This window comes from Rodentibacter trehalosifermentans, from assembly GCF_002000545.1.
In the GTDB taxonomy this organism is placed as follows: Bacteria; Pseudomonadota; Gammaproteobacteria; order Enterobacterales; family Pasteurellaceae; genus Rodentibacter; species Rodentibacter trehalosifermentans.
In genome coordinates this window covers 38,375-65,111 of sequence record NZ_MLHL01000031.1, presented here as the reverse complement: position 1 = coordinate 65,111, position 26,737 = coordinate 38,375, and the positions used below count along the sequence as shown (strand labels likewise).

Here is a 26,737-nt window from a genome sequence, read left to right as displayed (position 1 = left end):
GCCCTCGCCAATATTGGCTTAACCCACATTTTAAAGGAAAATCAATGAAACTTATCTCTCAAGCTAAACTGAAAAAAGGGTTCACCCTCATCGAATTAATGATTGTCATAGCCATCATAGCGATTCTCGCCACCGTTGCGATTCCGTCTTATCAAAATTATACCAAAAAGGCAGCGATGTCCGAATTGCTACAAGCCGCCGCACCGTTTAAATCCGATGTAGAACTCTGTGTTTATGGGACGGGGGTTACCACCAATTGTAGCGGCGGTGCAAACGGTATTGCTGCCGACATCACCACGGCGAAAGGCTATGTGAAAAGCATTAGTACCAATGCTGGTGTAATCACGGTGGCGGGTAATGGAACATTGGATGGGATAGGCTACACCCTCACGGCAAGCGGCGATAAATCAAAAGGTGTGACTTGGTCAACCGCCTGTACCGGTGACACAGGTTTATTTCCGGCCGGATTTTGCACAAGATGATGGATTACACGTTATGCAATGAGCGTAAGATAACGGCACAAAACGGTGAGGTTTTTATCATCCCTCCTGATTTATGGGCACGTAACCAACAGCAACAATCGATGTTTTTACGCTATTTTGCTCTGCCGCTAAAAGAAGAAAACAACCAATTATGGCTAGGGGTCGATTCGTTTTCCAATCTTTCCGCTTGCGAAACCATTGCCTTTCTCAGTGGAAAATTGGTAGAGCCGATTTTACTTGATAGCGCACTTCTCAAAGATCTTTTGCAACAACTTGCACCACAAGCCGTACAAGTGGAAGAACAAGTGAGCTTCTATCACCAGCAAGAGCAAGATAGCGATGAAAAAAACAATGATGAACCTGTGATCCGGTTACTCAATCGTATTTTTGAACTGGCATTACAAAAAAATGCCTCGGATATTCATCTCGAAACCTTGCAAAACCATTTTCAAGTGCGGTTTAGAATTGACGGCGTTTTACAACCTCAAGCTCCACTGAGTAAAAATTTGGCAAATCGCATCATTTCCCGCCTAAAACTTTTGGCGAAACTGGATATCAGCGAAACCCGATTACCCCAAGATGGGCGTTTTCAATTTAAAACGACGTTTTCCGATATTCTTGATTTTCGGCTTTCTACGCTCCCCACCCATTGGGGTGAAAAAGCTGTGCTTCGAGCACAACAAAATAAACCGGTGGAATTGAGCTTTGCCGAACTGGGAATGACAGAATCACAACAACAAGCTTTTCAACAGGCACTCAGCCAACCACAGGGGTTAATTTTGGTGACAGGGCCAACGGGAAGCGGAAAAAGTATCTCACTTTATACCGCACTTCAATGGCTCAACACACCGGATAAACACATTATGACTGCCGAAGATCCCATTGAAATTGAATTGGAAGGGATCATTCAAAGTCAAATTAATCCACAAATTGGGTTGGATTTCAGCCGCCTACTCCGCTCATTTTTACGGCAGGATCCCGATATTATTATGCTCGGTGAAATTCGTGATGAAGAAAGTGCGATGATGGCACTACGGGCGGCGCAAACCGGGCATTTGGTGCTTTCCACATTGCACACGAATGATGCGGTTTCCGCTATTTCACGTTTGCAACAGCTTGGCATTCAGGCACACGAAATCGAAAGCAGTTTATTATTGGTGATTGCACAACGGTTAGTGCGAAAACGCTGCCAAAAGTGCGGTCAATTTTCTAACGGTTCTTGTGATTGTCATCAAGGTTATCGTGGGCGAATCGGTGTTTACCAATTCTTACACCACAATCAAAACGGCTACCAAACTGATTTTGAGGATCTCCGTCAAAGCGGGTTGGAAAAAATCAAACAAGGGATCACCGATGAAGCAGAAATTTGTCGGGTGCTAGGGATAACATAAATGGCGAAAAAACTTTTTTACTACCAAGGGCAAAACGTATTAAAACAGCTGCAAAAAGGCTCGGTTATTGCCGATTCCGCCCAACAAGCTCAATTTCAATTGATGAATCGGGGGCTTACCAACATCAAAGTACAACGAAATTGGCAACTTAATAGTAAACCGAAAAATGCCGAAATCAGTGCCTTATTGAACCACCTTGCCACTCTGTTGCAATCTGCTATTCCACTCAAAAACAGCTTGCAAATTTTACAACAAAACTGTACTCAGCTTGCCCTAAATAGTTGGTTAGAAAAGCTTTTACAGGCTATAGAATCCGGGCTATCCTTTTCTCAATCTATTGAACAACAAGGTAAATATCTCACTCAACAGGAAATTCAATTGATTCAGGTGGGGGAAATGACAGGAAAACTGGCGATTGTCTGTGGAAAAATTGCGATACATCGCCAAGCCTCCCTCACCTTACAACGCAAGTTACAAAAAATTATGCTCTATCCAGCTATGGTATTGGGGATTTCTTTATTGCTTACCCTCGCTCTTTTGCTTTTTATCGTGCCACAATTTGCTGAAATGTACCAAGGTAATAATAGCGAGCTCCCCACGTTAACCGCTGTGTTGCTCGCCACATCAAATTTTCTCAAAGAAGATATTCACCTCCTAATATTAGCATCCGTTATCTTCACCCTGCTTTATCAAGTCAAATTGAAACACGCCCCTTGGTTTCAACAGCAAAAAGCGCGCTTCATTTCTGCAATGCCTGTTTTTGGGCGCATTCAACAACTTTCCCGTTTAGTGAATTTTACGCAAAGTTTATACATAATGTTGCAAGCCGGCATACCACTTAATCAAGCATTGAACAGCTTTCTGCCACGTACACAAACTTGGCAAACCCAACAAATCATTACAACGGATCGCATTCTCGACATAGAAGTGCGATCAATTTTACAATGGGTTTCACAAGGCTATCGCTTTTCAGACAGCGTCAGTAGTCACCTTTTCCCAATGGAAGCCCAGCAAATGCTCCAAATCGGTGAACAAAGTGGCAAACTTGTCTTAATGCTGCAACACATTTCCGAAAACTATCAAGAAAAACTCAATCACAAAATTGATCTCCTTTCCCAAATGCTAGAGCCTTTAATGATGGTAATTATTGGCAGCCTTATTGGTATTATTATGATGGGAATGTATTTACCGATTTTTAATATGGGCTCGGTGGTGCAATGATCTTATTGTCTGCCTTTTTACTCGGCGGGATAATCGGTATCCTATTATGGCTTTACGTTTCAAATTTTATTGAACGCTTACAAAGAGATATTTACCACACTTACATTGAATTATTCCCTCAACATCCCCCCCTATTTCAACCCCATTTTGCCGATATTCAAGGAAAAAAGTGCGGTCATATTTTGGGGTATTTTTTCTTTTGTGGCATACTCTTCGCTTGTTTAATCAACCTCACAGACAATCCCTTTTTGGCTTTATGGTTGGGCAGTTCTGTGATTTTACTTTGGGCTATCGCCTATCTGGATTGGCAATACCAGCTTATTTCTCCCACGCCTTGCCTATGGCTAACCGCCCTCGGGCTAATGGGGGCGACTCAATCCCTTTCATTTTTAACACTGGAAGAAAGCCTACAAAGTGCGGTTGGTTTTTTCCTTGTTTTTTATGGTATTTATTGGGGAGCGAGATGGCACTATAAAAAAGAAGCCTTCGGTCAAGGGGATTATTGGCTGGCGCTAGGACTTGGCAGCTACTTGCCTTTTGAACATTTTCCGTTTTTTCTACTCATTTCATGTTTACTCGGCATAGTATTTGCACTCATCAGCCAAAAAAGAAACGCTTTTTTACCTTTTGCACCTTTTCTCTGTGTTTCAACTTTTGTAGTATGGCTACTTAATTATTCTTCATAGGGGGTTGTTATGACTTATATTGTGGGGCTCACCGGGGGAATCGGCAGCGGCAAAAGCACCATTGCCGATTTATTTGCAAAGTTTGGCGTGCCTATCGTGGATGCCGACGTTATCGCACGTAAAGTCGTTGCGAAAGGAACGCCGCTACTGAAACAAATTGCCGCATATTTTGGCAATGGGATATTATTAGAAAACGGCGAACTCAATCGGCCTGCATTACGCCAACGGGTATTTTCCGATGAAACGGAAAAAAATTGGCTGAATGGTTTATTACACCCTGCCATTCGGGAGGCTATGCTGGCACAACTTTCCGCCCAAACTGCCCCCTATACCCTTTTTGTTGTGCCGCTACTGATTGAAAATCATCTCACCGAACTCTGCCATCGAGTACTTGTGGTAGATGTCACGCCCCAAACCCAACTTATGCGTGCGGCTCAACGGGATCAAAGTAATCTTAAGCAAATTCAACAAATTATGAACTCACAAGTAAGCCGGGAAGAACGGTTAAAATGGGCGACGGATATCATTAACAACGATAAAGATCTGGCTGAAAATCTACCGCACTTAAAACAAAAAGTGCTAGAATTGCACCGTTTTTATTTACAACAAGCAGAAACTCTCTATGTCTGAAGAAATCATTGAAGTCCCTTGCCCTATTTGCCGAAAACCGGTGCCTTGGCACGCTCAAAGTCCATTCCGCCCTTTTTGTAGCAAGCGTTGTCAACTCATCGATCTTGGTGAATGGGCGGCAGAAGAAAAAGCTATTCCCAGTGATACCGCTGATTTTGCAACTGATCCTAATTTAAGCGAAGAATGGAGTATAAAATGAAAATTCAACATCAAGAGCTTAATCAACGAGGCGAGTTTTTTATTTTAAATGAACAAGGTGAAAAAATCGCCGAACTCACTTATTTCTACGAAACAGAAAACAGAATCAACGCCAATCACACCTTTGTGTCAAATCAACTTCGTGGGCAAGGCATCGCCGATAAACTTTATCAAGCCCTCATTGCTTTCATCACGGAAAAGCAATTGGAGCTCCATCCGACTTGTAGCTATATCGAAAAAAAATGGGCTAGGAACTAATTCCTACCCCATTACTTTCTCTTTCATCATTGCAAATCAATCTTACCCTACCATCCCGCTTTTTCTAATTCTTCTTGCGGAAAAAAGTGGTACGGAACTTCAATGCTAAGCCCGCTATCATTCAACCATTTACACAAAATATTTGTGCAAATATCAATGCCATAAAACCACATTTTTTTCTGCATATAAAGTGCATTTTTATGAGTTAATACTAAACATCCAAATGTATGCACGCCAAACACATCATCCAAAGAAACCCCAAGTGTCGAATGGATAGCGTCAACGCTTTCACCGGCAAAATAGGCTGCAATCTTAGGAGGGGCAAATTGAATCCCTTGGCTTTCCAACAATTTTCTATAGATAATCGTTAAAATAATATCTTCATTATGGTTGGGATCATCATATTCCAATGCAACTGGCTGTCTTCCCATCTCTAGTTTCTTAGGGTGCGATATTAAAACGTTCATATCAAGTTTGCGTGGCATTCCGAGTAATTTTTTACTACGTAGTGAAAAACCGCCATTTTGCCCAATAAATACGTCATCCGGTACTGATTTATAATAGGGAAGGCAACCTTCCCAATTTACGATGGGTTCGATGACACCATTCTCTTTTGCTCTTCCCATATAAAGTAATGGTGCACCAATATAATCGTATTCTAAAAACTCCTCTCGCCAGTTATTTCCATTTAGCACAAAGCCGTCATTTTGAACAATCAACGCAAAATCGGTCTCAATTAAATCATCAAGAGAATATAAAACAAAGACATTATATTCTAAATAACTAAAGGGTTTACAGGCGATGTGCCGAACATATTCCGGTAAATTTTCTGGTCTTGTCGGACAAACAAGTAAGCAACTCAAGTTATCAACCGGAAATTTTTTCTGCAATTCTTCATAGGAACGCAGAATCGCATAGACAGATCCTTCTGCATAGTCTTGATGACCGGTGACACTCACAATGGTGAGGGTTTTATCTTGTCTGTCTGTCTGTCTGTCTGTCTGTCTGTCTGTCTGTCTGTCTGTCTGCCATCATTATATTGCCCCATTTTTACTTTTCATCTCCTTTTACCAATTAAAAACCAAGATAGCGACATCTCACTCTCTTGGTTTTCATCTCATAATGCAATAAATTCGGACTAGACCGATTTTTTATGATTATCATAAGCCGCTTTCACAAAGCCTGCAAAGAGCGGATGTCCATCACGCGGTGTTGAGGTAAATTCCGGGTGGAATTGACAGGCGACAAACCAAGGATGATTTGGCACTTCAATGATTTCCACTAATTTTTTATCCGCAGATAAACCCGTGACTTTCAATCCCGCTTTTTCAATTTGTGGCAGTAAAACATTATTCACTTCATAGCGGTGACGATGACGCTCTTCAATGGTTTCAGCGCCATATAACTCGCGTGCACGGCTTCCCTCGACCAAATGACATTGCTGCGCCCCCAAACGCATAGTGCCACCCAGATCAGATTGATCGGAACGGACTTCCGTATTACCATCAGCATCTTGCCATTCCGTAATGAGTGCCACTACCGGCTGTTCGCAATGACGGTCAAACTCGGAAGAATTGGCTTGAGTTAACCCTGCCACATTGCGGGCATATTCAATTAACGCTGTTTGCATCCCTAAACAAATCCCCAAATAAGGCACATTGTTCTCACGGGCATATTGTGCGGTACGAATTTTTCCTTCCACACCACGATAACCAAAACCACCCGGTACAAGGATCCCATCTACCCCTTGAAGCACCTCTACCCCTTTGGTTTCCACATCTTGCGAATCAATATATTTGATATTCACCGCTAAGCGGTTAGTTAATCCGGCGTGTTTTAATGCCTCATTGACCGATTTATAGGCATCTGGCAATTCCGTATATTTGCCCACCATACCAATGGTCACTTCCCCCACCGGATTAGCTTGTTTATAAAGCACTTGTTCCCATTCGGAAAGATCCGCCTCTTGGCAATTTAAGCGGAAACGATCACAAACAAACTCATCCAAGCCTTGCGATTTCAATAATGCCGGAATTTGATAGATAGAGTTCACATCTTTTAATGAAATCACCGCACGTTCCGGCACATTACAAAACAGTGCAATTTTCGCCCGTTCATTTGGCGGAATCATTCTATCAGAACGACAAATCAACACATCAGGCTGAATACCAATGGAAAGTAATTCCTTAACCGAATGTTGGGTTGGCTTGGTTTTAACTTCACCGGCTGTTGGAATGTAAGGCACAAGCGTTAAATGCATAAATAGCGTATGTTCACGCCCCACTTGTACCGCAAGCTGACGCAGGGCCTCCAAGAACGGTAAAGACTCAATATCCCCTACGGTTCCGCCCACTTCCACGATCACCACATCATGGCCTTGCGCCCCGGCAATCACACGATCTTTAATCTCATTAGTAATATGCGGAATCACTTGAATGGTTGCACCAAGGTAATCACCACGGCGTTCTTTGCGCAATACTTCCGAATAAATTTTACCGGTGGTGAAATTATTCCGTTTCGTCATTTTTGTACGAATGAAACGCTCATAATGACCTAAATCCAAATCGGTTTCCGCACCGTCTTGTGTTACAAACACTTCACCGTGTTGAGTCGGACTCATCGTCCCCGGATCCACATTGATATAGGGATCAAGTTTCATAATCGTAACATTTAAACCGCGTGCTTCTAAAATTGCCGCCAATGATGCCGCTGCAATACCTTTACCGAGCGATGAAACCACACCGCCTGTGACGAAAATATAATTTGTAGCCATAGGAAACCTATTTTTGTTGGGATAAGAAATGATTATAGCTAATCATCTTTCGAGCCATTTCACAAAAGTGCAGTGGAAAATTGAAGAGGATTAGCTATCAAAGACGGGACGGTAGTGTACCCGATTTATCGCTCTAACTCAACGGGCAAAAGTGCGGAATGACCGCAAGAACAAACCCAAAAACCAGCAAAAAACCAACCGCACTTTAGCAGGAAATGCTAAGGCGATCATTCATTTATAAAATACCAATCATTCCTCCCGCTCAAATTTAATCATCGTTGCACGGGAAAGGGCTGTCAAATCGCCGTCAAATTTTCCCATATAAATTAAACCGCTTGCGTGCGGACCTTTATCGGTAAACATCGCGATATTTCCCCAAGGGGCATAATAGGTAATATCCCCCTTCTTGCCGGTGTAAGCTGAAGGGGCATTTTCGATGCTGAGTTTATCCTGCAAATAAACAATTTTTTCGTTGTGCCCATAATTTTCCAATGTGGCTTCAATGGGTAATTTTTGCCAAAAACTTTGAGCAGTGGGATTATCGGCTAATGTGGCGAAATAAACACCGCTATCAAGGGTTACTTTTACTTTCATTTCTGCTCCCGTGCATAGACTGATTAAACTAAGAAAAAGTGGGGCTAACATTCTCATTTTGCAAATCTCTCTAAAAAAATGACCGCTCTTTTGAGCGGTCTTTGTATGAGTGATTATTTTAAATTTGCTTTAAAGAAGGCTTCAAATTTATCGTAAGGGATTTTGTTTGCCACGTCGTCGTATAAATCTGTGTGGTTGGCGTTTGGCACGATATATAACTCTTTATTTTTGCTGCCAAGTGATTTAAACACCTCTTCGCCAAAATAGCGGGAGTGGGCTTTTTCACCGTGAACCACTAATGCCGGGGTTTTCAATTCTGCTGCACGTTGTAAAATCGGCATATTGATGAAAGCAAGTGGCGCAGTTTGTGTCCAACCGCTGGTTGAATTGATGGAACGAGGGTGATAACCACGTTCGGTTTTGTAGTAGTTGGAATATTCTTTCACAAATAATGGGGTATCATCCGTCAATTTTTCTTGCGGTGGTAAGTGATTGTCTTTCGGGGTTAAAGCAAATGTCCCGTTTTTGGTATCAACCCAACGTTGTGCGTTGAGGGATTGTTTCATTTTGTCACGCCCTTTGGCATCCAATCCCGGCACTCGGTCATATTGTCCTTTCGGATCCAATTTGATTTCATAGCCGTTTGCCATAATACGGGTCATATCATACATCGTACTCACAGCTACCGCTTTCACTCGTGTATCTACGATTGCGGCATTAAGGGCAAAGCCACCCCAACCACAGATCCCTAAAATCCCGATTTCGTCAGGGTTAACAAAATCTTGTAAGCCTAAAAAATCGACCGCCGCACTAAAATCTTCGGTATTAATTTCAGGGCTTGCCATATTACGAGGCAAACCTGCGCTTTCACCGGTATATGAACCATCAAAGGCAAGGGTGACAAAACCACGTTCTGCGAGATGTTGTGCATATAATCCTGAAGACTGTTCTTTCACCGCACCGAACGGACCGCTCACCGCAATAGCGGGGAGTTTGCCTTTAGCATCTTTTGGTACATATAAATCACCCACTAATGTTATACCATAGCGGTTTTTAAAAGTGACCTTGCGATGTTCAACTTTGTCTGATTTCGGGAAAACTTTATCCCATTCTTGGGTTAATTGAATCTGTTGTGCCGGAATTTCAATTGCCGTTGCGTTTTGCGGTAAAGTTGCCATGGCGTTGCCTCCTAATAATGCTGAGCCTAAAGTAACGATAAGTGCGGTCTTTTTGAAAAATGTTTTTTTCATATTTTGCTTCCTCATTAATAATTAAAAAATGCGAAATTTTCGCGGCGAGATTGTACAAAAAAAAAACAATTCGTCCGCAAGCATTTTTTTCTTTTTGTGTCTCTCTTGTTTGTGGAGGGCATTATAATAGGTGGACTATTTCAGGTTAATTTGTAAAAATGAATTTCATAATTTCTAAAAATGGAATAATCAATGAATAACCGTTTTGAAACCTTAAAAGTGTTTTGTTCCCTTGCCGAAACGTTACAGTTTAAAGAAACCGCCAACCGTTTGGCAGTATCGCCGCCGGTGGTCACCCGATTGATTGCGGAGTTAGAAGATTATTTGGGCGAGCCGTTATTTCAACGCAATACAAGGCAGGTTCATTTAACGGATTTTGGTGAGCAGTTTTTGCCACAAGCCCAACGATTATTGGCAGACAGTGAGCGCCTGTTCGTACCGGGCAAGCAACGCACAGAAAAAGAAATGAGCGGCATAGTGCGTGTTACTGTACCAAGCTGGCGGATTAACGATAAAATTTTAGCGAAATTATTAACCGCCCTTTCGCCTTATCCCGACCTGATTATTGATTGGCGGGACGATATGCTGAAGCTGGATTCCGTCAATCACCGCATTGATATTGGATTGCGCATTGGATTAGAACCCGACCCGAATTTTATTGTGCGAAATATCACTGAAATCGGTGATGTATTAGTGGCTTCACCAGCCCTATTGGCACGATTGGGTGAGCCGAAATCCTTGGAAGAGTTAGAGCAACGCTTTCCTTTTGTTGCTCAAATTAATCCGGCGACAGGGCGTGCCTGGCATTTTCCGTTAAATCAACAAAGGGAACTCAAACCGCACCATATTTGCTTTCAAAGTACGGATATTTATAGTGGTTTGCAAGCGGTATTGCAAGGAAGTGCGGTCGGTTTAATAAGCGATTTTATTGCCAAACCTTATTTGAAAACGGGTGAACTACGCCAACTTTTCAGTGAGCTGGAAATTCAAAAATGGCAACTTTTTTTATACCGGCCCTATGAAACAATCACACCAAAACGGGTATTAAAAGTCTTTGAGCTGTTGGAAAAGATTTTGAAGGATTTTTTTAAGGATAATTAACTTCTTTTTCTGTCTTGTGCAAAATATCTCCCCCATCATGATCGGATTGATGGAGTTCATTTAATGTTTGGGGCGTTATAGGCTGCGATTTTTTCTCTTGTTCCCGCAACGCTTTTCCTGTGTGGTAGAGATACAAGGGATCGCGATGCCGCACAGTTCCGTCATAAAGTATAAATAAGGGAATTACGACAAAAGCGAGAAAAACGAGACGGTTATCGGGATTTCTGATAAATCTAGCGGCAATGGAATAGACAATCCTCATCAAACAGTAAAAGCCGAGTAAGTAGCCCACTGCCAATGCGATGAATCCCAAACCGGTCAAAATGCCAAGAAAGATGCCTGCGAACCACATAGCGATTGCCCTCAATGTTTAAGTTAATTTATGATTGCGCAAATTTGGGGAGTAGATCAAAGTGCGGTTGAAATTCCGGGAAAAAATCCGGCATTATGTCGCCGTTGAACAAACTCTATTTGAGGTTTATTGGTAGGGACACACTACGTGTGTCCGCTTGTAGCATATTGAAATTATTTAATTTTATAAAGGACACCCGCAGTGTGTCCCTATGTTTCGTTGAAATAATGGTTTTGTGCATTTGCTACATAATACCGAGAAAATCAACCGCACTTTTTTGTTTGGCTTTACTTTATTTACCAAGTAACGCACCGAGGGCTTGATAAACCGCTTGGGCGGATTCGCCGTTTAATGCTTTGTTCTTTTCATCGGTAATCACAAGCGAACTTTGTTTACCGATGGCAGAAATTTGCATAAAGTAAGTTCCCTTTTCAAGTTCCGGCTCGTTCACCCCTAAACGGAGCCAATCTTCTTTATCCAATGGTGAATATTTTAATTCCCGTTGTCCCCGACCGGCAGTTTCCGATTTAATCTCAAATCCTATTTTTGGCAATACGGAGCCCAACTTTTCCCAAGCTTGCACAAAGCCGGCATCCATCCCCAATGCAGTTCTTCCATTCCCATCGGTAATTAAGCCCGATTGAAACGGTCCGACCACAGCATAGCTGAGGGCCTGCTGTTGCGCATTATAGGCGTTGGTTAAATCCGTCACAAAACGGTTTAAACGGGTTGAAGTGTAGCGTTGTTTTTCCGCCACGCTTGGGGTGAAAATAATCCCGTCACGACGCATTTGTTTAACGGAAACCGCCAAGGCGCCGGCATCCCGCGCAGAAACCTGTTCCACCTGATATTGAATTTCAGTGTTGGCTTTATCATCCGAGCGCCCGGTGTTGTGCCAATCCGTGGTTAAGATTTCCCCGTTGATTGTGGAATCAATGTTTTCCTCTTTTAACAAGCGTTGAACTTGTTGCAGATTATAAAGCGAGGCTTGATCATCGGGGTAAACAATCAAGGAACGTTCGCCATCAAATTGCGTGAGCGAGTTTTTAATGATCGCCAACGGAGTTGAAGGCGGACGAATATCAACGGTCGCACCTTTTTGGATGTTAATTTTTGGCAATTCATAGGTAGCATCTTGTGTCGGTAAATTAACCCCACCATTTGCTAAAGGGGTGAAGTTAGGAAGGGAAATTTCCGATTTTTGATAAGTGTCATTTGCTTGTTGTAAGGTTTCAGGGTCGGTCGAACAGGCTGATAATAGACCCGATGCCACCAATCCTAAGAATATTTTTTTCATCATAGATCCTTTTAAATAAATAAAAAAATTATTCACAAATTCGTTTGTTTATCCCCATCGGGAGCGTTAGCAAAGCCAATATTTAAAAAACGTTGTTCTTTGTAACCGCACTTTGACGACAAAATCCGACAGCCAATTTTTCAAAAAGTTTGGGGTTGAAAAATCAACCCCATCGGTATTATCGCTTAAAGCAAGGTCGCAGTTTTTAATGCGGCTTCCACTTTCGCCTGTGCGTTTTCACTAAGTATGGTGAGCGGCAGACGCAGGAATGGTGTTTTAATCAAACCTAAACGGTACGCTGCCCATTTCACCGGAATCGGGTTGGATTCCACAAATAAATCACGATGTAATGCCATTAAGCGTTGGTTGATTTCTTCGGCTTTGGCAAATTCGCCGTCACGCGCCAAACGGCACATTTCCGCCATATCCTTCGCCGCCAAATTGTTGGTGACGGAGATCACCCCTTCCGCACCGAGCTTCATGGCATCCAATCCAGTGGCATCATCACCGCTTAACACGATGAAATCCTTACCGGCTAATTTTTTGATTTCCGTTACCCTTTCCACTTCACCGGTGGCTTCTTTAATGCCCACGATATTTTCAATTTGAGCCAAACGGGCAACGGTTTCCGGTTTCATATCACTACCGGTACGCCCCGGCACATTGTAAAGAATTTGCGGCAAATCGGTACATTCCGCAATAGCTTTGAAATGTTGGTACATCCCCTCTTGGGTCGGTTTGTTGTAATAAGGCACCACAGAAAGGCAACCCGCCACACCGCTATCGCGTAATAATTTGGTCATCATAATAGCCTCGCTGGTGGCATTGGCACCGGTTCCTGCAATGACGGGAATGCGCCCTTTCGCCAATTCTACGGTCTTTTCAATGACCTTCACATTTTCTTCAATACTGAGTGTTGCGGATTCACCTGTCGTGCCGACCGAAACAATGGCATTCGTCCCGGCATTAATATGAAATTCCACTAATTTTTCCAGTGTTTCAAAATCAATTTCACCGTGGTTATCCATCGGCGTAACTAACGCAACAATACTACCGTAAAATAGGGCGTTTTGTGTGGACATAAAACCTCCGTCATCAATGATGATTAATTATTTGAAAAATATTCGTTAGGATCGCTAAAATAGGGGCAATTTGCAAATCATTTTTTTATTTTGAGGATTTTTCTATGAAAACATTAGAGATCGGTGAAGCCGCGCCACTGTTTACATTAAAAGATCAAAAGGAACGCTTGATTTCCCTTGAACAATTTAAAGGCAAAAAAGTGCTGATTTATTTTTACCCCAAAGCCCTCACACCGGGTTGCACCACACAGGCTTGCGGCTTGCGTGATGCGAAAAACGAGCTGGAAAAATTAGGTGTAGTAATTTTAGGCATCAGCCCCGATTCGCCAAAAAAACTGGCACAATTCACCGAGAAAAAAGATCTTAATTTCCTTTTGCTTGCCGACGAAGATCACTTGGTGGCGGAGCAATTCGGCGTGTGGGGTGAGAAAAAATTTATGGGGAAAACCTACGACGGCATTCACCGCATCAGTTTTTTAATTGATGAACAGGGCAAAATTCAACAAGTGTTCCGCAAATTTAAAACCGGTGAGCATCATCAGGTAGTTTTAGATTATCTTCAATCTCTTTAACATTTCCGAAATTATGTAGGTATTATACAAAAGTGAAAATATAGGGACGCTACGCTGGCATCCCTACAGAATACTGAAAATTTCCCCAAAAACCGACCGCTCTTTTTACTTAAAAGAAGATTAAGGACAAGGCTTATTCACCATAATTTCAATTACTTGGCGATCAATATGTGGCATGCTTTTTGAGGCGATGGCACAGAGGTTATCGATGGTGCGGTCGAGATCGTGTTCAACAATGCCTTCATTGCCAGTGACATGGGTTTCATCCATTGCCATAAGCACCGCTTTATAACCCGATGCCACGCTGGTGGACACTTTCATTGCGCAACTGTTTGCCGCACCATCACAAATGATACCGCTAATATCCCCAATCATACTGCAAATGCCCATGCTGGCGGTTTCAAATTTGCCCGTCAGCAAATAAGCAATACCGGCACAGCTTCCCATTGAGGCGGTGGTGACCGCGCAAAGTGCGGATAATTTTGGCAGTTTACTGTGAATATAAATCGCCATTAAATGGGATAAAAATAAGGCTCGCAGGCGTTTTTCTTCATCGACGTTCAAATAATCGGCCACCACAACAACCGGCATGGTGGCGGTAATCCCTTGGTTTCCCGAGCCGGAATTGCTCATGGCAGGCAAGGTGGCACCACCCATGCGGGCATCGGAGGCGGCGGTGGTTTCGATCATAATTTTGCTGAGTAAATCATCTGAAATTAAACCGCTTCCTACCTGTTTGCGTAAGGTTCGCCCAATATGTAAGCCGTAATCTTCCCTTAATCCTTCGTTGGAAAGGGCACGATTAAGTTCAGCCGCTTGCCCGATAAAGCGAATTTTATCTAAGGCCACGTCACAGGAAAATTCAAAAATTTCACGAGCCGTGATTTGTGTGAAGATCTCATAGGGATTGGCATCAGCCGATTCACTTTCCGTTTTTTCAAAGAGAATTTCACCATTGTGCTCAATCAATATTACATTGGTATGTTGATCTTCAATGAGCACTTTTACCCAATCATTTTCTGCAAAAAGCACGGCTTCAGAATAGAGAATATGCTCTGTCGGGTGAATATCGACACTCACCCGTTTTTGCTCAAGCATAGCTTTTGCTGCCAAAACTTGCTCTTTTGTGATCGGTTTTAAGACTTCCAAGCCCCCGTCAGGATCACCGCCTAATGCACCAATTGCGGCTGCAATCGGCAAGCCTACCATCCCCGTGCCGGGGACGGCGACACCTAAGCCGTTTTTCATCAAATTGGGGGAAACTTTAGCGTTGATACGGTTTGGTGTTTTGCCTAAGTATTTTGCTGCCGTCGCACAAGCAAGGGCGAGAGAAATCGGCTCGGTGCAACCTAAGGCAGGCACGACATCACGTTCGACAATATGCAGTAAGGGGGCTTCAATTTGCTGTAATCTTGCTTGGTTCATCATCTTTCAACATGGCGTTATAAATATGTTAATACTAATGGGCTTCGTCCCAATTTTTCCCTACGCCCACATCGACAATGAGTGGGACGACCAATTCAGCGGCGCTTTCCATATTTTGTTTAATGAGGTGGCTAAAAAATTCGACTTTTTCCGAGCGCACTTCAAACACCAATTCATCATGAACTTGCATAATCATCTCAATGTCAGAATCGTGGCGAACAAGCTCATCAAGTTTAATCATAGCCCGTTTGATAATATCGGCAGCCGTACCTTGCATTGGCGCATTGATAGCCACCCGTTCTGCCCCTTTGCGGCGCATGGCGTTGCTAGAGTTAATATCCGGTAAATATAAGCGGCGACCGAATAGGGTTTCCACATACCCCTGTGCTTTGGCTTTTTCTCGGATATCCTGCATAAAGGTTTGTACCCCCGGATAACGTTGGAAATACAAATCCATATATTTTTGCGCATCGCCCCGAGGAATACCAAGCTGACGGGAAAGTCCGAAAGCGGACATCCCATAAATCAAACCAAAGTTAATGGCTTTTGCATTGCGCCGTTGTTCGCTTGTTACTTCATCTAAAGGCACACCGAAAATTTCTGCGGCAGTGGAGCGGTGGATATCTTTACCCTGCGCAAAAGCGTTAATCAACCCTTGATCCTGAGATAAATGCGCCATAATACGCAATTCGATTTGGGAATAGTCGGCGGCGACCACGGAATACCCCTCACGGGCAATAAACGCTTGGCGAATACGGCGACCTTCCTCATTACGGATCGGAATGTTTTGTAAGTTTGGATCGCTGGAAGATAACCGACCGGTGGCGGTGACCGCTTGGTGGTAAGAGGTATGCAGCCGTCCGGTGTTTGGGTCCACCATTTGGGGTAATTTATCCGTATAGGTGGATTTTAATTTGCTCAAGCCTCGATGTTCCACTAAAACTTTGGGTAATTCATGGCTGTAAGCCAATTCTTCCAGCACTTCCTCGTTGGTAGATGGCGCGCCTTTTGGGTTTTTTTGTAGAACCGGTAAGCCTAATTTATCAAACAAAATTTCTTGCAACTGTTTGGTGGAGGCGAGATTGAAAGTTTGCCCGGCGAGTTCATAGGCCCGCGTTTCCAGCTCAGTTAATCTGGCGGTGATTTCATTGGATTGGATAAAAAGCGCATCGCTATCAATTAACACCCCGGTTCGTTCCATACGGGAAAGTACACTGAGTAGGGGGAGTTCAATGTGTTCAAAAAGTGCGGTCAAACTTGGCTGATTTTTTAATTTTTCTCCCAAAACCTGTTGGAGTTTCATTGTCACATCCGCATCCTCAGCAGCATATTCTGCGGCTTGTTCCAAGGGGATTTGATTAAAGGTCAGTTGATTTTTGCCTTTTCCCGCAATCTCTTCAAAACTGATGGTTTGATGCCCCAAATAGCGTTTGGCGAGATCGTCCATATTGTGGCGCCCGGTGCTGTCTAACACATAGGATTCCAACATCGTATCGAATGCCACACCCCGCACTTCAACACCGTTGCGAGCCAAAATGGTGAGATCATATTTGATATTTTGTCCCACTTTTTTGATGGCGGCATTTTCGAGAATCGGTTTGAGGGCGGAAAGTGCGGTGGTTTTTTCCAGTGTTTTTGGTGCACCGAGATAATCCAATTGCAACGGAAGGTAAGCCGCTTCGCCATTTTCTAGGGCGAAAGAAAGCCCGACGAGGTTCGCTGCCATATAATTAAGGCTATCGGTTTCGGTATCGAGGGCGAATAAACTGGCGTTTGATAATTTCTCAATCCAACGGGCTAAATCCGCTTCTGTTAGAAGGGTTTCATATTGGCTGCGATCAATGTGAATTTTCGGTAAATTTTCAACTGCCGTGTCTGTGGAAACCGTCGGTGTCGCCTGATAAGGATTGATTTTGACTGCCTGTTCGGTTGCTTGAGTGATAGAATCTGAGCCATTAATTACTTCACTCAGCCAGCGTTTAAATTCATAGCGCCCGAAATATTCAATCAGACGGTCATTATCACTTTCACCGAGTAATAATTCATCAGGAGTGATATCCAATGCGACATCAGTTTTAATGGTGGCAAGGGTGTAAGACAAATCTGCATTTTGCTTTTCTGCCAGTAATTTATCCCCAAGTTTTTTGGCTCCACGAATCGGTAATTCTGCTACTTTGTCGAGATGGGCATAAATTTCAGCCATACTCCCTAACCCTTGTAACAGCCCAAGGGCTGTTTTCTCACCGACACCGGCAACACCGGGAATGTTATCGGAACTGTCGCCCATCAGCGCTAGGTAATCAATAATGAGTTCCGGCGGAATACCGTATTTTTCGATGACACCTTCACGATCCAATAAGGTATTGTTCATGGTATTGATAAGCATAATATTCTCATCAACCAACTGTGCCATATCTTTATCCCCCGTACTAATCAGCACTTTTTTACCCGTCCGGGAGGCTTGCACCGCGAGGGTACCGATGACATCATCGGCTTCCACCCCTTCGACAACGAGAAGCGGAATACCAAGGGCTCGAATCATATCATGCAGCGGTTGGATTTGTTTCCTGAGATCATCCGGCATTGGCGGACGATGCGATTTATATTGTTCAAACAATTCATCTCGGAAAGTTTTGCCTTTGGCATCAAACACGACCGCAATGTGGCTTGGTTGTACTTGTGAAATCAGGCTTTTCAGCATATTTAATACGCCATACATGGCACCGGTGGGCTCACCGGCTGAATTAGTAAAGGGAGGAAAGGCGTGAAATGCACGATATAAATAAGAAGACCCGTCCACTAAGACAAGGGGATTTGCTGCGATCTGTGCCATAAAAATCTCGTTTATTAGAATAAAGTGGCAGGCATTATAGCGTAAATTCAGAAAGGGGCGAACAAATAGCGGGTAAGAGGCGAGTAAAATATATGACGAAAAAACTTGCCTATGGCATAATATTGCTCATTAAAAAAACTGTGAATAAAGGAAATACAATGTCGTTAAAACTGGTTGAAATTGTTGTATTAGGGCAAGTATTACGTTTAAATGTGCCACAGGAGCAAGAAGAGGCATTACGTCAAGCAGCACGCCATTTAGATGGCTTGGTTTCCGAAATGAAAGAAAAAACCGGTTTAATTCAGCTTGATCGTGTGCTTTCCATTGTGGCGTTAAATTTAAGTTTTGAACTCACGCAAGAAAAAAATAAAAATGCGCAAATTGAAGAGGTGCTGAAAACCCGAATTCAGCAATTGGATCATTCTTTGGGGAGTATCCGAACAACAAGAGAATAATTTGTGAACAAGATCGCAATTTTTAAAAATTAAGGCTGGCAAAAAGGCGGGCTTTCCGCTAGTATAAGCCACATAAAGATTTCCTGGAGTGTTCGTCAGTGGGTTATGTCCCTGAGCCGATACTTAAAATCTTATAAATCGGTTTCCCGTCATTGGTGTGTAGGCTTTGCCTTTATTGTTCCTTTGGAGAATAAAGGAATTAAGAAACCTGAAAATGACCTTATCGATTTCCTTGAACCGTCGGGTTCAAGGACTACCGCCTACAACGGCACTCTGGGTCCTTTCTTCTTCCATTTCTATGAATATTCATCAACAACGTCAACAAATTCGTCGTCAAATTCGAAAAACTCGTGCGAATTTGACCGCACTTCAGCAACAGCAGGCAGAGCAACGCATTACTTCTCAGGCATTGGATATGATTGCGTTGCATCAGGCAAAACATATTGGGTTATATCTCGCCTTTGATGGTGAAATTTCAACCCAAGCGTTAATAAAAGCCCTATGGCAACAAGATAAAAAGGTGTTTTTGCCCGTTTTACATCCATTTGCCAAAAATCATTTACTTTTTCTGCGATATTTGCCCGACACGCCGATGGTGCAAAATCATTTTGGAATTTGGGAACCCAAATTAAATGTACAAAATGTATTGCCAATCAATGCGTTGGATATGCTTTTTAGCCCCTTGGTTGCTTTTGATAAACAAGGTAATCGCCTCGGTATGGGCGGGGGTTTTTATGATCGCACCTTGCAAAATTGGCAACAAAAATCCTTTCTTCCTATTGGTTTGGCACATGCCTGCCAGCAAGTGGAGGCACTGCCTATTGAACATTGGGATGTGCCGCTTTTCGATATTTTAGTTGGCTAAAGCTATCGTTAGTTTTAAATTGATAGGTAAAACTAAAAATATTTCCACTTTCCCCTTGAAATCATCTCAAACGATCTTACTTACCCTGTGTGAACGGCGAAAGCCAATTGACGATTAATGAAGAAGGAAAACAGACCAATGAATATAGAAAAATTTACCACAAAATTCCAACAAGCCTTGAGTGAAGCGCAATCTCTTGCGCTTGGCAAGGATAATCAATTTATCGAACCGGTGCATTTATTGACCGCCCTTTTAAACCAACAAGATGGCTCAGTTGCGCCGATTCTAACCGCAAGTGGTGTCAATGTGGCGCTATTGCGAAATGAATTAAACCAAGAATTAAATAAATTGCCACTGGTTTCAGGCAATGGCGGCGATGTGCAAATTTCCCGCCAACTCCTTAACTTATTGAATTTATGCGACAAACTCGCACAACAACGACAAGATAAATTTATTTCAAGCGAATTGTTTTTGCTTGCTGCACTCGAAGAACGTGGCACATTAAAGGATGTATTAACCCGCAGTGGTGCAAAAAAAGCACAAATTGAGCAGGCAATTCAACAAATTCGTGGAGGACAAAACGTGAACGATCAAAATGCAGAAGAAAGCCGACAAGCCCTTGAAAAATATACCATTGATTTAACTCAACGGGCAGAAAGCGGCAAATTGGATCCGGTGATTGGGCGTGATGAAGAAATCCGTCGAACCATTCAGGTATTACAACGCCGAACTAAAAATAACCCGGTTTTAATTGGTGAGCCGGGGGTGGGTAAAACCGCCATTGTTGAAGGATTAGCCCAGCGTATTGTGAACGGCGAAGTGCCGGAAGGACTGAAGAATAAACGGGTGCTTTCCTTAGATATGGGTGCATTAATTGCCGGGGCAAAATACCGTGGTGAGTTTGAGGAACGCTTGAAAGCTGTGCTGAATGAATTGGCAAAAGAAGAAGGGCGGGTCATTTTATTTATTGATGAAATTCACACTATGGTGGGGGCTGGTAAAACCGATGGTGCAATGGATGCCGGTAACTTGTTAAAGCCAAGCCTGGCTCGGGGAGAATTGCACTGTGTGGGGGCGACCACGCTTGATGAATATCGTCAATATATTGAAAAAGATGCGGCACTTGAACGCCGTTTCCAAAAAGTGTTTGTGGACGAGCCGAGTGTGGAAGACACCATTGCCATTTTGCGTGGTTTGAAAGAACGCTATGAAATTCATCACCATGTGGAGATTACCGATCCGGCCATTGTGGCAGCGGCAACCCTTTCACATCGTTATATTTCCGATCGTCAGTTACCGGATAAAGCCATTGATTTAATTGATGAGGCTGCTTCCAGTATTCGTATGGAAATTGATTCCAAACCGGAACCGCTTGATCGTCTTGAGCGCCGAATTATCCAATTGAAATTGGAACAGCAGGCATTGAAAAAAGAAGAAGACGATGCCAGCCGTAAACGTTTAGAAACCTTAGAAAAAGAACTGGCTGATAAAGAGCGTGAATATGCAGAGTTAGAAGAAGTATGGAAATCGGAAAAAGCCACCCTATCCGGTTCACAACACATTAAACAAGAACTAGATGCGGCAAAAACGGAAATGGAGCAAGCCCGCCGTGCAGGTGATTTAAGCAAAATGTCAGAGCTCCAATATGGGCGTATTCCTGAATTGGAAAAACAACTGGCACAAGCTGAAACCACTGAAGGCAAAGAAATGAGCTTATTGCGTTATCGAGTAACCGATGAAGAAATTGCCGAAGTGCTTTCCAAAGCCACCGGTATTCCGGTATCCAAAATGATGGAAGGGGAAAAGGAAAAACTGCTGCGGATGGAAGAGGAATTACACAAACGTGTGATTGGCCAAAACGAAGCGGTAGATGCGGTAGCGAATGCGATTCGCCGTAGCCGTGCAGGCTTATCTGATCCAAACCGTCCGATAGGTTCTTTCTTATTCCTTGGGCCAACAGGGGTGGGGAAAACGGAATTGTGCAAAACCTTAGCCAAATTCCTATTCGATAGTGATGATGCCATGGTGCGCATTGATATGTCGGAATTTATGGAAAAACACAGTGTATCCCGTTTAGTGGGGGCCCCTCCGGGTTATGTGGGGTATGAGGAAGGCGGTTATTTAACCGAGGCCGTACGCCGCCGTCCCTATTCTGTGATTTTGCTCGATGAAGTGGAAAAAGCCCATGCAGATGTATTCAATATCTTGCTACAAGTGTTGGATGATGGGCGTTTAACTGATGGACAAGGCAGAACGGTTGATTTCCGTAATACCGTGGTGATTATGACCTCTAACTTGGGTTCTCATTTAATTCAAGAACATCAAGGCGAAAGCTATGAGGAAATGAAAAATCGGGTGATGTCGGTGGTCGGACAACATTTCCGTCCTGAATTTATCAACCGTATAGATGAAACCGTGGTGTTCCACCCACTTGCAAAAGAAAATATCCGTGCTATTGCAAGTATCCAATTGGAACGCTTGGCAAAACGTATGGAAACCCGAGGTTACGAGATTGTGTTTAGCGAAGCGCTTATTGATTTCATTGGTGAAGTGGGCTATGACCCGGTTTATGGCGCACGTCCGTTAAAACGGGCAATTCAGCAAGAGATCGAAAATTCGTTGGCACAACAAATTCTTTCCGGGAAATTGTTGCCGGGTCTTGTGGTGACGGTGGATTACCTTGATGACCAGGTGGTCGCAAGACAATAATTCCACATTCTAGATACCAAAAGTGCGGTCAAAATTGACCGCACTTTTCATTTATTCCGGTATTATGTAGCAGTTGCACAAAACTTTATTTTGAGTTTATTTGTAGGGACACACGCACTGTGTCCCTACATTTTTCCTTTTTTGCATTTGCTACATACCGATTTATTACATCACCACCACATCAAATTGTTCTTGGTTATAAAAAGGTTCTGTTTTCACTTGGACACGTTTACCAATAAACATTTCCACTTCGGGGAGAAGCCCGTGAGATTCTTCGTTAATCAAATATTCCGCTACAGCCGGAGAAGCATAAACCAAAAATTGTTCGCTACTGAATAAATGATAAACACGGATAATCTCACGCATAATTTCATAGCAGACGGTTTCCACCGTTTTTATATGACCACGACCTCGACATACCGGGCATTCGTCACAAAGAATATGTTCAAGGCTTTCACGGGTTCGCTTGCGTGTCATTTCCACTAAACCAAGCTGGGTAAAACCATTCACATTGGTTTTGACCCGATCACCGGCGAGGGCATCTTGCAAGGATTCCAATACACGCTGGCGGTGTTCTTCCAAATACATATCAATAAAATCAATAATAATGATGCCGCCAAGATTGCGAAGCTGAAGTTGTTGGGCGATAGCTTTGGTCGCTTCAATATTGGTATTAAAAATGGTTTCTTCCAAATTGCGATGCCCTACAAAAGCACCGGTATTAATATCAATGGTGGTCATGGCTTCCGTTTGTTCGATAATCAAATAACCGCCCGATTTTAAATTCACGCGTTTATCCAAGGCTTGTTGAATAGCATTTTCTACGCCGTACACATCAAAGAGCGGTTGATTTCCCGAATAAAGTACCAGCTTATCGCTTAATTCGGGCATAAATTCATCGGTAAATTCTTTCACTTCATTAAAACAAAGATTGGAATCAATACGAATTTTTTCCAATCTCGTCCCAATAAAATCCCGTAAAATACGTTGCGGCAGAGCCGGTTCGCCATAAATTTTCGAGCGGGTAGGATATTTACTTTTGCGTTCTAACACTTTTCGCCACAAGCGTTTGAGAAATTCCGCATCTTGTCGCAACTCTTCTTCCATCGCACCTTCTGTCGCCGTACGAATAATAAACCCGCCTAAATCATCACAAAACGGCTCCACCAAAGCTTTGAGACGAGCCCGTTCTTCTTCACTCTCAATACGTTGCGACACTCCCACGTGGCTGTTTTCCGGCATAAATACAAGATAACGGGAAGGTAAGGTAATATCCGTAGTTAAACGGGCACCCTTTGTGCCAAGAGGATCTTTCACCACTTGTACCACAATATCCTGCCCCTCTCGAACCAATTCTGAAATACTTTTTACTTTAAATTGTTTTTGCTCGTTTTCATCTACACATTCTGTGTGCGATACAATATCTGAGGCATGTAAAAATGCCGCCTTTTCCAAGCCAATATCGACAAATGCAGATTGCATACCGGGCAGCACACGCATCACCCTTCCCTTATAAATATTTCCCACAATACCCCGCTTTGCTTGGCGTTCTATATGGACTTCTTTCAGTACTCCCATTTCCATCAAAGCAATACGCGTTTCGTTGGGCGTAACGTTCATCAATAATTCTACGGCATCCATTCTGTCTTCTCTGAATCTTGTTTTAAGAGATTGCATAATAGGGTAAAATGCGCCCTTTCTCAAATTTTCTATATGTTTTGAGGTTATTTTAATGTTTGGTTTTGACCCGACACTAATCACATTTACAATCTATATTTTCGGTATGCTCCTGATTGGTATCTTGGCTTATCGTTATACAAACAATTTATCCGATTATATTTTGGGCGGTCGCAGGTTAGGCAGTTTTGTCACCGCTATGTCTGTCGGCGCATCCGATATGTCAGGCTGGTTATTAATGGGGCTGCCCGGTGCGGTATATTTATCGGGTTTAGTGGAGGGATGGATTGCTATTGGCTTAATTCTCGGTGCTTATTTTAACTGGTTATTGGTTTCAGGAAGATTGCGTATTTATACCGAATTTAATAATAACGCACTCACCTTGCCTGAATATTTTCACAATCGTTTTGGCACTTCCCATAAATTCTTAAAACTGGTCTCCGCCACCATTATTTTAGTATTCTTCACAATTTATTGCGCATCAGGCGTAGTTGCCGGTGCAAAACTTTTCCAAAATCTATTTTCAGTAGAATATTCAACCGCACTTTGGTTTGGTGCCGCTGCAACCATTGCCTATACCTTTATCGGCGGCTTCCTCGCAGTGAGTTGGACAGATACCATTCAAGCCACCTTAATGATCTTTGCCTTAATTCTTACCCCCGTTTTCGTGTTATTCAGTATTGGCGATATTTCACAATTTTCTGATGTTTTACACCAAGCTGAAATTACTGCTAATAAAGATTTTACCTCGCTCTTTACCGCAACGACCCCGCTTGGCTTATTAAGTCTTGCGGCTTGGGGGTTGGGCTATTTTGGGCAGCCGCACATTCTCGCTCGCTTTATGGCGGCATATTCTGTGAAATCCCTAATTAAAGCACGCCGTATTAGTATGACATGGATGATCCTTTGCCTTGGCGGCGCAATTGGGATTGGATTCTTTGCGATTCCTTATTTCTTCGCTAATCCTGATATTGCCGGCACCGTGAATCATGAACCTGAGCAAGTTTTCATCGAACTGTCAAAATTATTATTTAATCCTTGGGTTGCCGGTATTTTACTTTCTGCGATTTTAGCTGCCGTGATGAGCACCTTAAGCGCACAATTATTGATTTCATCCAGTTCCATTACGGAAGATTTCTACAAAGGTTTTATTCGCCCAAACGCCTCAGAAAAAGAGTTAGTTTGGATCGGTCGTGCCATGGTATTGGTGATTGCCGCTATTGCCATTTGGATTGCTCAGGATGAAAACAGCAAAGTATTAAAACTGGTAGAATTTGCATGGGCAGGATTTGGCAGTGCATTTAGTCCGGTGGTGTTATTTTCGCTATTTTGGAAACGTATGACTTCTTCGGGCGCAATGGCAGGAATGCTTGTCGGTGCGATCACCGTTTTTTGTTGGAAAGTCCTCATTCCTGCAGAAAGCGATTGGTTTAAAGTCTATGAAATGATCCCGGGTTTTGCTTTTGCCGCCCTCACCATCGTTATCGTTTCCTTGCTTTCAGATAAGCCGGAGCAAGCAATTTTAGATACTTTCAACCAAGCTGAAAAAGCTTATAAGGATGCAAAATGATTGATTTTCGCCCTTTTTATCAACAAATCGCCACAAGTTCTCTTTCTGATTGGCTGGAAACCCTTCCTCTTCAATTAAAAGAATGGGAAAAGCAAACCCACGGTGATTATGCAAAATGGTCAAAAATTGTGGATTTTTTACCTGATTTGACGGCAGAGCGTATCGATCTCAAAAATGCGGTCAAATCTGACCGCACTTCCCCGCTCTCCGAAGGAGAAAAACAACGCATAATCCACCATTTAAAACAACTTATGCCGTGGCGAAAAGGCCCCTATCACCTTTTTGGGATTCATGTGGACTGTGAATGGCGTTCCGATTTTAAATGGGATCGGGTTCTCCCCCACCTCGCACCACTGAAAGATCGCACTATTTTAGATGTAGGCTGCGGTAGTGGGTATCATATGTGGCGAATGCTGGGTGAAGGCGCAAAAATGGTAGTGGGTATCGACCCAACAGAATTATTCCTTTGCCAATTTGAAGCAGTGCGTAAACTACTCAATAATGATCGTCGTGTAAATCTTATTCCTCTCGGCATTGAGCAAATGCAACCGCTCGCCGCTTTTGATACAGTGTTTTCCATGGGCGTGCTATACCATCGAAAATCCCCCCTCGATCACCTCACTCAAATCAAAAATCAATTAAAAAAAGACGGGGAATTAGTGCTAGAAACTTTAGTAGTTGATGGCGATACCAATACTGTTCTTGTACCAACGGATCGCTATGCCAAAATGAAAAATGTCTATTTTATCCCTTCCGTTGCCGCACTCATTAACTGGCTTGAAAAAGTAGGGTTCCGCAATATCCGCTGTGTTGATGTAGCGCCAACAACTCTAGAAGAACAACGTAAAACCGATTGGTTGGAAAACGAAAGCCTGATTGATTTTTTAGATCCCAACGATCACAAAAAAACTATTGAAGGCTACCAAGCCCCCACAAGAGCAGTGATCCTAGCAAATAAGTAATAGCACAAAACCAAATGCCTACACTAATGCCGACTCTATAACATACAGGGTCGGCTTTTTAGTTTCACTTGAAATCAGAGAATATTAATTTCTCAGCATTTTGCACAAAAAATATTTCATTAATTTAGTTAAGAGATGAAATGGAATAATAGAAATAATTTTGGAAAATAAAAAAGCCGTAAGCTATTAATAAATTAACTTACGACTTCTAAAGATTTGATGGCGGAGGAAGTGAGATTCGAACTCACGGAGGGCGTAAACCCTCGCCGGTTTTCAAGACCGGTGCCTTCAACCACTCGACCATTCCTCCGTGATTTAAGCGAGGTGAATAATACGTTTTTTACCTATCTCCGT

24 protein-coding genes, 1 tRNA gene and 1 other RNA gene are annotated in these 26,737 nt (G+C 42.9%); 15 read left to right on the top strand and 11 right to left on the bottom strand.

The features are described from left to right. The first annotated feature begins 44 nt into the window (after positions 1-44). The 7 genes from BKK52_RS06380 to BKK52_RS06350 are packed head-to-tail and all read left to right on the top strand — an operon-like array spanning position 45 to position 4,866. Positions 45-482, top strand: a complete 438-nt coding sequence (locus BKK52_RS06380; protein WP_077420229.1) for a prepilin-type N-terminal cleavage/methylation domain-containing protein — start codon at positions 45-47, stop codon at positions 480-482. Further along, the gene (locus BKK52_RS06375; protein WP_370597046.1) at positions 482-1,873 is read left to right on the top strand and encodes a GspE/PulE family protein; all 1,392 of its coding nucleotides are present in this window, start codon (positions 482-484) and stop codon (positions 1,871-1,873) included. The genes BKK52_RS06380 and BKK52_RS06375 overlap by 1 nt, the downstream gene beginning before the upstream one ends. Continuing rightward, positions 1,874-3,094 carry a type II secretion system F family protein gene (locus BKK52_RS06370; RefSeq protein ID WP_077478278.1) on the top strand — a complete coding sequence of 407 codons (1,221 nt, stop codon included), beginning with the start codon at positions 1,874-1,876 and terminating at the stop codon, positions 3,092-3,094. After that, complete coding sequence (locus BKK52_RS06365) at positions 3,091-3,780, top strand: prepilin peptidase (protein WP_077478276.1); 690 nt, start codon at positions 3,091-3,093, stop codon at positions 3,778-3,780. The genes BKK52_RS06370 and BKK52_RS06365 overlap by 4 nt, the downstream gene beginning before the upstream one ends. A gap of 9 nt (positions 3,781-3,789) precedes the next feature. Continuing rightward, positions 3,790-4,410 (top strand): dephospho-CoA kinase, encoded by a 621-nt coding sequence (coaE, locus tag BKK52_RS06360; protein ID WP_077420235.1) that lies wholly within the window; start codon positions 3,790-3,792, stop codon positions 4,408-4,410. Further along, entirely contained in the window at positions 4,403-4,609 is a 207-nt protein-coding gene (gene yacG / locus BKK52_RS06355; protein WP_077420237.1) for a DNA gyrase inhibitor YacG, read from the top strand. Before coaE ends, yacG begins: the two co-directional genes overlap by 8 nt. Continuing rightward, on the top strand, positions 4,606-4,866 hold the full coding sequence (locus BKK52_RS06350; RefSeq protein ID WP_077420239.1) for a GNAT family N-acetyltransferase: 261 nt from the start codon (positions 4,606-4,608) through the stop codon (positions 4,864-4,866). Before yacG ends, BKK52_RS06350 begins: the two co-directional genes overlap by 4 nt. A 47-nt stretch (positions 4,867-4,913) precedes the next feature. Here BKK52_RS06350 and BKK52_RS06345 read toward each other — a convergent pair whose 3' ends face one another. The 4 genes from BKK52_RS06345 to BKK52_RS06330 form a co-directional block, all read right to left on the bottom strand. Then, on the bottom strand, positions 4,914-5,825 hold the full coding sequence (locus tag BKK52_RS06345; RefSeq protein WP_077474797.1) for a DUF5672 family protein: 912 nt from the start codon (positions 5,823-5,825) through the stop codon (positions 4,914-4,916). 179 nt (positions 5,826-6,004) lie between these two features. Further along, positions 6,005-7,639 (bottom strand): glutamine hydrolyzing CTP synthase, encoded by a 1,635-nt coding sequence (gene pyrG / locus BKK52_RS06340; RefSeq protein WP_077478274.1) that lies wholly within the window; start codon positions 7,637-7,639, stop codon positions 6,005-6,007. Positions 7,640-7,888: 249 nt separating this feature from the next. Beyond that, positions 7,889-8,233, bottom strand: coding sequence for a cyclophilin-like fold protein (locus BKK52_RS06335; protein WP_077420247.1), 345 nt, complete (start codon positions 8,231-8,233; stop codon positions 7,889-7,891). Between the two features lie 113 nt (positions 8,234-8,346). Then, positions 8,347-9,483: an alpha/beta hydrolase gene (locus BKK52_RS06330; protein WP_077420249.1), complete on the bottom strand. Its 1,137-nt coding sequence runs from the start codon at positions 9,481-9,483 to the stop codon at positions 8,347-8,349. A 192-nt stretch (positions 9,484-9,675) separates the two neighbouring features. Here BKK52_RS06330 and BKK52_RS06325 point away from each other — a divergent pair, with 192 nt between their 5' ends. Continuing rightward, on the top strand, positions 9,676-10,584 hold the full coding sequence (locus BKK52_RS06325) for a LysR family transcriptional regulator (RefSeq protein ID WP_077420251.1): 909 nt from the start codon (positions 9,676-9,678) through the stop codon (positions 10,582-10,584). On the opposite strand, the gene BKK52_RS06320 is transcribed toward BKK52_RS06325, so the two are convergent. The 3 genes from BKK52_RS06320 to dapA all read right to left on the bottom strand — a co-directional run bounded on the left by BKK52_RS06320 (position 10,571) and on the right by dapA (position 13,315). Continuing rightward, positions 10,571-10,936, bottom strand: coding sequence for a hypothetical protein (locus tag BKK52_RS06320; RefSeq protein ID WP_077420253.1), 366 nt, complete (start codon positions 10,934-10,936; stop codon positions 10,571-10,573). The genes BKK52_RS06325 and BKK52_RS06320 overlap by 14 nt on opposite strands. Before the next feature lie 292 nt (positions 10,937-11,228). Next, entirely contained in the window at positions 11,229-12,233 is a 1,005-nt protein-coding gene (gene bamC, locus BKK52_RS06315) for an outer membrane protein assembly factor BamC (RefSeq protein ID WP_077473654.1), read from the bottom strand. Positions 12,234-12,418: 185 nt separating this feature from the next. Then, the gene (gene dapA, locus BKK52_RS06310; protein WP_077473653.1) at positions 12,419-13,315 is read right to left on the bottom strand and encodes a 4-hydroxy-tetrahydrodipicolinate synthase; all 897 of its coding nucleotides are present in this window, start codon (positions 13,313-13,315) and stop codon (positions 12,419-12,421) included. Between the two features lie 104 nt (positions 13,316-13,419). On the opposite strand from dapA, the gene bcp reads away from it, so the two are divergent. Next, positions 13,420-13,887, top strand: coding sequence for a thioredoxin-dependent thiol peroxidase (gene bcp, locus BKK52_RS06305; protein WP_077420259.1), 468 nt, complete (start codon positions 13,420-13,422; stop codon positions 13,885-13,887). 120 nt (positions 13,888-14,007) lie between these two features. Here the strand turns inward: bcp and BKK52_RS06300 are convergent, their stop codons facing one another. Both BKK52_RS06300 and polA read right to left on the bottom strand, forming a co-directional pair. Next, a complete protein-coding gene (locus BKK52_RS06300) occupies positions 14,008-15,312 on the bottom strand; it encodes an L-cysteine desulfidase family protein (RefSeq protein ID WP_077473652.1) in 1,305 nt (434 codons plus the stop codon). Positions 15,313-15,346: 34 nt separating this feature from the next. Further along, a complete protein-coding gene (gene polA / locus BKK52_RS06295) occupies positions 15,347-18,145 on the bottom strand; it encodes a DNA polymerase I (protein ID WP_077478272.1) in 2,799 nt (932 codons plus the stop codon). Between the two features lie 158 nt (positions 18,146-18,303). On the opposite strand from polA, the gene BKK52_RS06290 reads away from it, so the two are divergent. From BKK52_RS06290 to clpB, 4 genes are all read left to right on the top strand, one after another. Further along, complete coding sequence (locus tag BKK52_RS06290; protein ID WP_077416471.1) at positions 18,304-18,600, top strand: cell division protein ZapA; 297 nt, start codon at positions 18,304-18,306, stop codon at positions 18,598-18,600. Positions 18,601-18,677: 77 nt separating this feature from the next. Then, positions 18,678-18,884, top strand: a non-coding RNA gene (ssrS, locus tag BKK52_RS06285) — 6S RNA. Positions 18,885-18,898: 14 nt separating this feature from the next. After that, positions 18,899-19,465 carry a 5-formyltetrahydrofolate cyclo-ligase gene (locus tag BKK52_RS06280; RefSeq protein WP_077420330.1) on the top strand — a complete coding sequence of 189 codons (567 nt, stop codon included), beginning with the start codon at positions 18,899-18,901 and terminating at the stop codon, positions 19,463-19,465. Between the two features lie 138 nt (positions 19,466-19,603). Beyond that, on the top strand, positions 19,604-22,174 hold the full coding sequence (gene clpB, locus BKK52_RS06275) for an ATP-dependent chaperone ClpB (RefSeq protein ID WP_077420265.1): 2,571 nt from the start codon (positions 19,604-19,606) through the stop codon (positions 22,172-22,174). Between the two features lie 165 nt (positions 22,175-22,339). Here clpB and rng read toward each other — a convergent pair whose 3' ends face one another. Further along, on the bottom strand, positions 22,340-23,815 hold the full coding sequence (rng, locus tag BKK52_RS06270) for a ribonuclease G (RefSeq protein WP_077420267.1): 1,476 nt from the start codon (positions 23,813-23,815) through the stop codon (positions 22,340-22,342). 91 nt (positions 23,816-23,906) lie between these two features. Here rng and putP point away from each other — a divergent pair, with 91 nt between their 5' ends. Together putP and cmoB are read left to right on the top strand one after the other, a co-directional pair. Continuing rightward, positions 23,907-25,421, top strand: coding sequence for a sodium/proline symporter PutP (gene putP / locus BKK52_RS06265; protein ID WP_077478271.1), 1,515 nt, complete (start codon positions 23,907-23,909; stop codon positions 25,419-25,421). Continuing rightward, a complete protein-coding gene (cmoB, locus tag BKK52_RS06260; RefSeq protein WP_077420271.1) occupies positions 25,418-26,383 on the top strand; it encodes a tRNA 5-methoxyuridine(34)/uridine 5-oxyacetic acid(34) synthase CmoB in 966 nt (321 codons plus the stop codon). The genes putP and cmoB overlap by 4 nt, the downstream gene beginning before the upstream one ends. Before the next feature lie 220 nt (positions 26,384-26,603). On the opposite strand, the gene BKK52_RS06255 is transcribed toward cmoB, so the two are convergent. Continuing rightward, positions 26,604-26,693: transfer RNA gene (locus tag BKK52_RS06255), tRNA-Ser, on the bottom strand. Between the last annotated feature and the right edge of the window lie 44 nt (positions 26,694-26,737).